The following is a 6637-nucleotide window of genomic DNA, read 5'->3' on the forward strand; positions in this document are numbered from 1 at the left end:
TAGTTAGCCCCGATTGCAACGGCATCCTTTTTCTGAAATGGCTTGAAAAAAGCGCTTGCGAAAAAGATATAGTGGAAAGCGGGATTAAGCTCCTAAATTACAGTAATGTTGAGTATAAAATCATTCATCATTTATCACTTATAACTTATTTTAATTAAAGCAGTGCCTTTTACAGCACTACTTTTTTAATCATTTCCACGGCAGATTTTCGGTCTTCCAAAGCATTCAGCACGTCGAAAATTTTGTCGGACCAACCAGCAATAAGATGAACATCATTTTTTCTGACATCCAAAGGCGGCTTTCCGTAACCTGCCAAATCAAAAATATACAATTTTGCATTAGGACAGATTTTTTTATATCGGTTCCATGAGTTTTCAAAAGCATTTGTGAATCCACCGGTATCCCACATTTGAGTATCGGTAAATAACATGATTTTATCTGCAGTTTCTCGCTTGTTGATTAAATCTTCAAGCACAAGATGACCGTTTGTAGAGTAGCCTACTTCACCTTCTCTCTTATAAAATGCATCTACGTTTCTCAGGATACCGTTTTTTGGCATCGGAACTCTTTTCCAACGGTCACCAAACATACCCGAAATCACATTTTTGCATTGTGACTGCAACATCATCGACATCAACAGACCAATATCGTACAACAATACTTTTGATTTCGGAGAAACCGGTTGCTGCATTGAGCCGGAAACGTCTGCCGCAATCACAACCGAAGTATCGAAGCCAAAACCCTTGATGTTTTTTGCACTGACCATTACCGCATCTTCCAATGCTTCTAAGATCGATGACGTGTATTTTGAATCGATATTTTTCAATTCTCTGTATGCTGCCAAAAATCTGAACGGCAATTGTTTTGAGTTTCTTACAGCTTTTTCATCAGACAAATAATTGCAAACTTTGTACATCGCATCAGAAGAAACTTTGGCTTCCAAAATATTTCTAAGGTTTCGCAATGTTGCCATGTAACCCAATTTGTTACTGAAAATCAATTCTTCCCATTTGTTTTTGAAAGCTGATTTTCTTTCTGCATCATCCGCAAATTTTGTCTGCCCTAAAACAGAAAGCTCAACTTCCCAAGTGTAGGGAACTTCCAAAGAATCATTTACGATTTTGTTGAAAATAGCCTGCTGATTTTCGTCTTTTGCTTTTGGGTGAACCAAAAACAAAGCATCTTTCAAAGTAACTTCTGCTTTTCTGTTGTATTTTGCGAACTGATATTCATCAAATTTGTTGAATGATTTCACCAAACCTTTCTGGATTTGTTTTGAAAGCTTATTCAGTTTTTTCACATCTTTTCTATCGTTTGCCAATTGGTAATACGCTAATAATTCTGTGATTTCATCTGCTCTTTGAATCACTCCGTCAACAGTTCGGCTTACCAAATCTGTTCCCGAAGTTTGTTTCGCCAATTCTGTCGTCAAAACCAATGGAATTGAACGCAGATACATATCTTTTCTTGCATAAACCGCCAATTTTGCAACAAATTCCGGATCGTTTTTCAGAATCAGAGATTGGATTCTCGCCAACCTGTCATTTCCTTTTTCATAGGTTGCGTTTGATAATCCTGTTGTAACAACAGCACTATATAGTTCTTCTGCAGGTGTCATTTTATAAGCTTTTGCACCTTCGTAGTTTGTTGTTACGTTATTTGATTTTCTTAAAAAATTAAATTTCATAATGTCTGTTTTTATTGTTAAACATTTTGGAAGATTATCACTTCTTCTCTGATTTCTATTGCAAAGTAATAGTGATATTGCGCAATCTTTCTGCGTAGAAATAAAATAATTTTAATTTCTTGGTGCGAAAGGTGGTGTCCATTTTTTGAGCTTCATCAATTCCTTGACTTCTTCGTAGGAAACCGGATAAAAATTATGACAATCGACTCCTACATCAAGGCTTAAGCTCATTTCATCATCTGCTAAAGTTCCGTGCGAATGACCGAATAATTGCCAGGTTCCGTGATGAGAACCGTTCCAAGTGCGCATTGCGTAGTGAAAAAGCATGATTTTTTGTTTGCCCATTTTATGGTTTTCATCTTCCACATAAAGCTCATGGTAATCTTTTATCCACTCAAACCGATCAGGAATGCGCAGAGCAGAATATTCGTGATTGCCTTTTATAAGATGAATTTTACCATTTAATCTGTCTAAAATTTCTTTGGTAAAATCGGGTTTCCCTAAACTCACGTCACCCAAATGATAGACTGTATCGTCTTTCCCGATTTTCTCGTTCCATCGTTTGATGAGTTCTTCGTTCATTTCTTCCATCGACTCAAAAGGCCGTTCGGAAAATTTTATAATATTGGCGTGACCAAAATGATGATCTGCCGTAAAAAATATATTTGGTTTCATTTTTTTTATTTTAATTATTTAACTAAATATTTGAGCATTCTTCCTGTCATTCTGAATGAAACGAAGTGAAATAAAGAATCTTAATAATTGATGTTGAGATTCTTCCTTCGTCAGAATGACAAACTTGCTGCATATAAATTTATGGTTCAATTTAACTTGCAAAAAAGTTTCGATAAAATGAATTGCCGAACCTACACTTTTGCAGTCATTAATTCTTCTTTTACAAGATCAATAACCAAAGAATTCAATTTTTTATTGATCCTTTTCTGTTCATCTTTTTCTATGGTTGTGAAAACATCCGGAAAATCTTTTTCGAAATCTTCTAAAATATCTTTTGCAAAAAGACCGATAACCTTTCCAATCATTTTAGGTTCAAAGTCACCAATCTTGCTAACGACATTATTCAATCTGTTTGTGGTTGCATATTTTTGGATTTCTTCCCAAATATTTTGAGCTTTTTCGCTGAAATTAACTTCCTTTTGTACAGGTCTGTCTTTTTTCACCATTTTGGATTTTTCAGTCCATTTCTCATTTTTATTTTTTAAAATGACTCTTGATCCGTTTCCGAAATATCTGGTTTTCAAAGTTTTCACAATGGTTCCTTCACACATATTGCTTTCAATTTCAGGTAGCCCCAACCAAGCCGGAATTTTTGAATCGAAATCGTTTGGAAATTTCAAAGCCTCTTCCAAAGTCCCTTGGAATAAGATTTTTGCATAGAAAAATCCGGTTTCTTCGAAAATTTCATTCACTAAATCTGTATCCAAATAAGTTGTGCCATTCAATTTGATGTCGAATGCGTAAAATTCGTTGTAAGGCGCATAATCAATACCTTTTTGCACTTTCACAGCGTCTTTTACAGGTTCCACTTCTTTGTGTTTGTAACCACCACCGAATAATTCACCGTAGATCACTACAGTTTCAACATCCGAATGCATCGTTTTTACTTTTTCGAACACCTCTATTACATTCTTTCTGTAACGTTCTAAAATCTGATGTGCGTTGAAGAACTTTTCATCCTTTTCAATGAAAGCTGTTCTCTTCCCGATTTTAATTTCATTTCCGTCGGTAAAGAAAGAGAAATTAGCACCGTGAACTTTTTCCTGAACGATAAAAACCTCATCCCAAAAACCCTGCATCCTGATCTGATCGATCACACGGGTTTGGTAAGCATTTTCTATCGAGTTATATGTTTTGAAAATCATTTTTTTAATTTGTAATAGTTTTTGAAATTCTTTAAAAGGCTTTCAATATTCTGCTTTCCCACCGGATTCATTGAATGACAATAGAATTTTGGTAAGTCTAAATAGTTATCCATACAATATTCTATCAACCATTTTGCACAATCGTAGCCTGTTTTTTCAACAAATTCCTGAGAATTTGGTTCTAAATAATGTTCATCAGCAAGGTCGTGGTCAAAAGAAATCATTTCCGGAAGTCCTTTTTCCAAAATCCTGTTGACAAACTGTTCGTAATTTCGAACCATATGCCAGTCTTTTCTGAGGAAAATATCCTGTTTGGTATATGCCTCGCTCGGATATCTTATATCATCCAGAAATAGTAATCTTTTTGTTATTTCCATTACTTTATTTTAATTTGAAAAGTAAATATTCAAAGCTTTGATAATACTTTTCACGTTCGTATTTGGGTAAAATCCGGAGCTGTTGATGCAATTGATTTCAACAATTTTCCATCCTTCATCGGTTAAACAAATATCCATTACAAAAGCTTCTTCAAGATTGAAAAGTTGGATAATTTCATTGGCGAAATCTAATCCGTCTTGTGAAACATTTTCTTCGAAAGGAGCATTATCATTAAATTTATAATATCCCGCATCGATAATCTGACCACCAACAATCCAAAGTCTGGCTTCTTTTATTGTTCGTTTTGCTTCTGAAATTTGAATTAAAGAATCTTCTGTAATTCTGTTAGTTTTATTTTCCAATGCTTCAAAAACGAAATCTTTCCATTCTATTTCGTTGAACACTTTTCCTGTGAAAATTTTCGCTTCATTGTAAGGTTTAATGAATTTAATTTCATCTTTCTTCCAAATCAATTCATTTGAAATTTTATGAACAGAAACGTTGTGATTCAAAAGGTTTTCACCATAATATTTGGAATAAACTTCATACAAGTGATTGCCTCTGTAAAAAGAACCGGGAAACCAATCTGCATTTTGCTTTGCCAATCGTGCAATTGTCACCGAACCATAGACAAAAACATCTTTTCGATCTGTTTCGAAGTCGATTTTTTCCGCAGTTGGAGGAATATTAATTACGCTATAATCAATATTTAATTCTTCCAAAGCATCAAAAATCTTGTAATGATCGGGGTCTAAATACACATTAGCCTGAACTAAAAAATACATGGTTACTAGTTTTTTAGGGTTCTTTTATTTACTTTTTTGGATGGAAGTTAGAAGCTGGGTGCAGGAAGTTTATTTACGTTTACAATAAAACTTCTAGCTTCCCTCATCCCGCTTCCAACTTTATTATCACACCATCATATCAGCACAATTTGAACTTGCGAATGCGTAAGGTTTTGCTTTAAACACATATCCCATTCCCAGAATATATCCCATTGCGTCTCTCAAAGCGACGTTGGATTTGAAATCCGGGTCGGTATTAATGTCTGCGTGTACCTCCATTTCCACATCATAAGTTTCCAGAATAGAACAAATGGCATAAGCGATCTCTACGGATTTGTTCACCTCGTTCAGCATACGCTCTTTGATACTGATACTCTGTATTTCTCTTTCTTTTCTGATAAAGGTAAACGCTCCTTTTCCCTCACGAATAAAGACAACTGCCGTAGCATAATTGATGGCATCACCATAAACGTGGGAGTCTGACCCCACACACACTTTCAGTCGGTGCCCGTTTGCCTTTTCGCGGATGATGGCTTCTTCTACCAGCTGTGTGATAGAATTTTGGAAAATTTTTCCGGTCATGTTCTGCCATTTTTGTTGTTGCGTTTCCATTTTTTCTACATGTTTGTTTAAATACTTATTTGTTAATAATGTTAATTGTGAATCATCAATTCGCTTTGCTTGTCAATTTTAAAATTCACTTGCGAAGCAAAATTCTCCATTGACCATTCACTTTTGCACTCCGAACTGGACTCGAACCAATACCATCAGTTTTGGAGACTGAGATGCTGCCATTACACTATCGAAGCAATTTTTTGTTGATTCATCAGGACTCGAACCTGAACAACAAGAGTCAAAGTCTTGTGTGCTTACCAATTACACTATGAATCAGTTTTATGAGTAATGAGTAATAGGCAATTAGTAATATTAAAATCATAGTTCATAATCTGCGTTTGCAACGATTATTCATTACCCATTACTTATTATTCATATTTCTGTGGAACAGACAGGAATCGAACCTGTACCTTTAGTTTTTCAGACCAACGTGCAGACCTGCTACACCACTCTTCCATTTTTTTATAAGTAATGAGTAATAGGTAATTAGTAATATTAAAATCATGTTTCATAATTACTTATTACTTATTGCTGATTACTCATTACTCATATTTTGTACGGAAAAAGGGACTCGAACCCCCAAAACCTTGAGCCTAAATCAAGTATGTCTACCATTTCCACCATTCCCGCAAGTTTTATAAGTAATGTGTAATTGATAATCAGTAATAAAAAATGATGTTTTATAAATTCATAATTAATTATAACTTTTGCAATAATTACTCATTGCACATTACTCATTACTTATATTTTAGGTCTGAGAAAAGCTTGTCTATATTTATAAACTATGCCTGTTGTTTTGTAAAGATCTTCTGCGCTTGACAAACTTTTCCCTTTCCATTTAAACCTATTTTTTTGTGAATTGTTAATCTTCAATTTTACTTTGTAGTCAATTTTTTAAAATTCACTTGCAGAGTAAAACTCACCATTCACTTATTCACTTTTCTGTACTCTATAAGGGAATCGAACCCTTGTTTTCTGCTCGAAAGGCAGGCGTCCTGAACTATTAGACGAATAGAGCGTTTTTCTTGTGATTTCTCAATAGTCAATTTGCGTTGCAGTCAATTTTTAAAATTCTCTTGCGTAGCAAAATTCACCATTCACCATTCACTTCTTTGACCACTAACCAGGAGTCGAACCTGAACAACAAGAGTACATTTCCTGCATGCTGCCATTACATTATCAGCGGTGTTGGTGGAAGTAGTAGGATTCGAACCTACTCAGCAATGAAGCAACAGATTTACAGTCTGCCCCGACTCTCCAACTTCGGCGTACTTCCTTTTTTAGATGATAAT

Annotated in this window: 6 protein-coding genes and 6 tRNA genes; all 12 read right to left on the reverse strand. The window is 34.9% G+C overall.

Going from position 1 to position 6637, the window contains the following annotated elements:
* Positions 1–169: 169 nt before the first annotated feature.
* The gene (locus tag AB4Y90_RS14120; RefSeq protein WP_441558189.1) at positions 170–1687 is read right to left on the reverse strand and encodes a TROVE domain-containing protein; all 1518 of its coding nucleotides are present in this window, start codon (positions 1685–1687) and stop codon (positions 170–172) included.
* Between the two features lie 111 nt (positions 1688–1798).
* Positions 1799–2362 carry a metallophosphoesterase family protein gene (locus tag AB4Y90_RS14125; protein ID WP_441558190.1) on the reverse strand — a complete coding sequence of 188 codons (564 nt, stop codon included), beginning with the start codon at positions 2360–2362 and terminating at the stop codon, positions 1799–1801.
* A 191-nt stretch (positions 2363–2553) separates the two neighbouring features.
* Positions 2554–3567, reverse strand: coding sequence for an RNA ligase, Rnl2 family (locus tag AB4Y90_RS14130; RefSeq protein ID WP_441558191.1), 1014 nt, complete (start codon positions 3565–3567; stop codon positions 2554–2556).
* Entirely contained in the window at positions 3564–3944 is a 381-nt protein-coding gene (locus tag AB4Y90_RS14135; protein ID WP_441558192.1) for a cyclic-phosphate processing receiver domain-containing protein, read from the reverse strand. The genes AB4Y90_RS14130 and AB4Y90_RS14135 overlap by 4 nt, the downstream gene beginning before the upstream one ends.
* A 9-nt stretch (positions 3945–3953) precedes the next feature.
* The gene (locus AB4Y90_RS14140) at positions 3954–4730 is read right to left on the reverse strand and encodes an ATP-grasp domain-containing protein (RefSeq protein ID WP_441558193.1); all 777 of its coding nucleotides are present in this window, start codon (positions 4728–4730) and stop codon (positions 3954–3956) included.
* 126 nt (positions 4731–4856) lie between these two features.
* Entirely contained in the window at positions 4857–5342 is a 486-nt protein-coding gene (locus AB4Y90_RS14145) for a ribonuclease H-like YkuK family protein (RefSeq protein ID WP_441558194.1), read from the reverse strand.
* Between the two features lie 126 nt (positions 5343–5468).
* A tRNA-Trp gene (locus AB4Y90_RS14150) sits at positions 5469–5539 on the reverse strand.
* 9 nt (positions 5540–5548) lie between these two features.
* Positions 5549–5621 (reverse strand) — tRNA-Gln (locus tag AB4Y90_RS14155).
* A 107-nt stretch (positions 5622–5728) separates the two neighbouring features.
* Positions 5729–5801, reverse strand: a tRNA-Phe gene (locus AB4Y90_RS14160).
* Between the two features lie 100 nt (positions 5802–5901).
* A tRNA-Leu gene (locus tag AB4Y90_RS14165) sits at positions 5902–5975 on the reverse strand.
* Positions 5976–6290: 315 nt separating this feature from the next.
* A tRNA-Glu gene (locus AB4Y90_RS14170) sits at positions 6291–6363 on the reverse strand.
* 171 nt (positions 6364–6534) lie between these two features.
* Positions 6535–6621: transfer RNA gene (locus AB4Y90_RS14175), tRNA-Tyr, on the reverse strand.
* Between the last annotated feature and the right edge of the window lie 16 nt (positions 6622–6637).

The sequence above is a fragment of the Chryseobacterium sp. 2TAF14 genome, from assembly GCF_052115105.1.
Taxonomy (GTDB): Bacteria; Bacteroidota; Bacteroidia; order Flavobacteriales; family Weeksellaceae; genus Chryseobacterium.